Genomic DNA, 3043 nt, shown 5'->3' with positions numbered 1-3043 from the left:
GGGATATAAAACACCAGTAGATTTTATAGTACAACGAAGCAAAACGCGGTTTGCCTCCCTTATAATCGACCAACACTTAAGGGAAAATACTATATTTGAAAGTGCTTCTGTTTAGGGGAGCCTTACAAATCAACCTTAATTGGATCTCCAACAGGAATATATTTTCGTTCTGTATATACCATGGGCATATATATTATGTTTAGCCCCACATTGGTAAACACAGCAATATTTTTCTTTTTGTTAATCTCGGCCCAGTCTACTGCATACCAGTCATGGTTATCAAAAACACATAAATAAACATGTTCATATATTTGATAAGGTTTATCTATTTGCAACTCTATATCAGTTGTTTTTATAAACTTATGAGTCACATCTTTTATAAATGGATTTTTGAAGTAGGGAGGAATATCATTTTTGTTTTTAGTTTGATTAAATAATGAACTTTTATTATAAGACCAAGTTTGTCTGTATATTTTTGGAATCATGAAGTTCCATTTATGCCTGGCTTCAACTACAGAACCCAATTCCAAGTTTCCTATTTCAAAATCCAAAAACTTATTTTCAGATATCAATAGGGAATTAAAGTCATGTCCTAAACTCCTGTTACCATATTGGGGTATTTGTTCATGTGATACAGGCAATCCAAAAGTTCTCATCACATATAAACCCAGTTGGGTATGATGAGTGCAAGATCCCATTTTCGCACTAAATAGATCTTCAATTTCCATGCTAATGGGGTATTTACTAATTATTTTACTGTACCTCCACCAGGAACTTAAATCCCGATTAAGGAAGTTACATATTTTTTCAGGGTTTTTTATTCCAAGTTTAGCTAGAGAGTCTATTTTTTTTGAATAATAATCACAAATATAAGGTCTCCATCTTGTGAGAGGTTCGTCCTTGAAACGATAGGGAAGGATATAATTACAAAACTCTTCAAAATCTAGATGTTTGGCCCATGGGAGTTCCCATGCTTTAAAAGCATATTCTATATTTTCGATAAGGTATTTGGAGTCAATATATTGTATGTCGTTGACAATAGGTAGAGCTTGATTCGGACTCAATCTGTGTGACTCCGAAAGATTATTCCATAGACTGTCAACTTCAGGGTAAGAATCCCCCATAAACAGTGGAGGCATCAAACCTTTGTAGTCTTCAATTTTTTCAATTTCTTTAAACAGAGCTTTATATCTCTGTAATTGGCTGCTTCGATATCCATATTTCCCTGGCATATGAGATACGAGAAAAAAAGCGGCTTTCAATTTCAGGCTATCGCCGGGATTTTTTTTATAGGTGTTAAAGACTTTTTCGAGTTCCTGACGGTTTTCTCCTGCCGCTGAAAGAACTCTTTTAACTTCTGAAGGATAATTATTACAAGAACAATAAAATAGTGCTATAAGGGTTAATTTCAATAAAATACCTATATATTTTAAATGAAAATTAATAAATAGCATTAAAGTTCTCATAAGTAACGATCTTAAATTATTACAATAGATAGATAACCTGAGGCTTCCTTTTTAGATGAAACCATCTAATGATAATTAATCAAATTCGTAATCAAATAAAATAATATCTTGTTGATAAACATTCCGGATAATTTCAATAGTTTCCTTATCATAATATTGAGGGTAATGAACATGCTTGGAGCCATTGATTATGGGAATGGTAACGGGCCTCCTATTATTTTTCTGTAGAAAATCATTGAAATCGTTGTTTAGAGATTCGTATTTTAAGATACTGCCTATTACAATATTTCCATTTAAGTCGGTAATCCATTTGTATTGAGGTATAAAGTGTAATTGCTCGTAGACTTTATTTGAAACAAATTCGTTTTTAATAAAAGCTTTAAAGTCCCCGTTGTATTTTTGGATATACCTTTGTTTATCCCTTAAATCATATTTATTTAGACCTCCATTATTTAAATAAAAGAAAGAAGACACTGCTCTTTCCCAAGGGTTTCTGATGACAGAAAAGCTTGGGTATATTTTAGATTTACATTCCTTTGTCTCATAGTAAAATATATGTTTTTTGTTATGTATATTATGCCCTTTGACAACAATATTAAGTTGTTTGGTTAAAGAGCCGATAGAGGACCCGGCTGTTCTGGGGATGTGAACAAAAATCATGGGGTTTGTTGTCATTACTACTTATAAATAAGGATTAGCTTACATGTTATTAAAAATATAATTCTCTTATTGATTAGCTCAATTAGTTGATTTTCAATCTCATTGTCACGATCTTCTACGTAATTTTTCATATTACTTATGAAACTATCGTATCGTATTGGCTTTTTAATTGTTTTCATTATAATTAAATCTATTTCATCAACTTCCAAGATAAAATTTTCATCTTCTAAATTTTTAATCTTTAATAGTGTATTTCCGTTTGAATTATGTTGTACATCATATATTGGATACAGATATATAGAAAATATTTCCTTCTTTAATAGATATTGATGAAACCTTTTCGGGAGGTCTACGGATAGCAAATCCCGGGCAAGAAAGAAATGAGGTAGTTCCAAACTATTTATGTCTCCTTTTTTTATTTGAACCAAAAAATTATCAATGATGTCATTATTCTGTTTCAAGGAAAATGAATAGAATTTTGGAAATTTAATCCATGTATATCCCGTTTTGTCAAAAAGATCAATAAGAAGTTTAAACTTTTCGGGAAAATATCTTATCACGTAACTTTCAAGCATTTTACATGTGCGAAGATCCCTTTTGAAATGACCAAGTAAATGCAAATATGTTTTGTTAAAAGGAACGCTTTCAAAATCACCGAATCCTATATATCCGTTATCATCAATCTGAATATCTATAAGAGTTTCAACAGGTTTATTTTGTTCCAATGTCATTTGATAGAACAAAAGTTGTTCAAAAAAGAGACAAAATGACATGTAGCCTTCCCTAAAAATGTAGCCTTCCCTAAAAATAAGACAGTTTAAAATTCGAAATTCTTAACTTTAAACCATTAAACTGTCCGATGAAAAAAAGTAGATTTACCGAAAGTCAGATCATCAAGATCTTAAAGGAAAACGAAC

General features: G+C 31.2%; 3 protein-coding genes. All 3 read right to left on the bottom strand.

The window, feature by feature from the left end; translation table 11 throughout:
* Positions 1-122: 122 nt before the first annotated feature.
* The 3 genes from KN811_RS21690 to KN811_RS21680 all read right to left on the bottom strand — a co-directional run bounded on the left by KN811_RS21690 (position 123) and on the right by KN811_RS21680 (position 2899).
* Positions 123-1466 (bottom strand): hypothetical protein, encoded by a 1344-nt coding sequence (locus KN811_RS21690; protein ID WP_187967775.1) that lies wholly within the window; start codon positions 1464-1466, stop codon positions 123-125.
* A gap of 75 nt (positions 1467-1541) precedes the next feature.
* Positions 1542-2141 (bottom strand): sulfotransferase family 2 domain-containing protein, encoded by a 600-nt coding sequence (locus KN811_RS21685; RefSeq protein WP_187967774.1) that lies wholly within the window; start codon positions 2139-2141, stop codon positions 1542-1544.
* A gap of 2 nt (positions 2142-2143) precedes the next feature.
* Positions 2144-2899 (bottom strand): DUF6734 family protein, encoded by a 756-nt coding sequence (locus KN811_RS21680; protein ID WP_345725311.1) that lies wholly within the window; start codon positions 2897-2899, stop codon positions 2144-2146.
* Between the last annotated feature and the right edge of the window lie 144 nt (positions 2900-3043).

The organism is Sinomicrobium weinanense (assembly GCF_018863395.1).
Taxonomy (GTDB): domain Bacteria; phylum Bacteroidota; class Bacteroidia; order Flavobacteriales; family Flavobacteriaceae; genus Sinomicrobium; species Sinomicrobium weinanense.
Note: the sequence above shows the minus strand (reverse complement) of the source record. Positions and strands in the feature narration are given on the sequence as shown.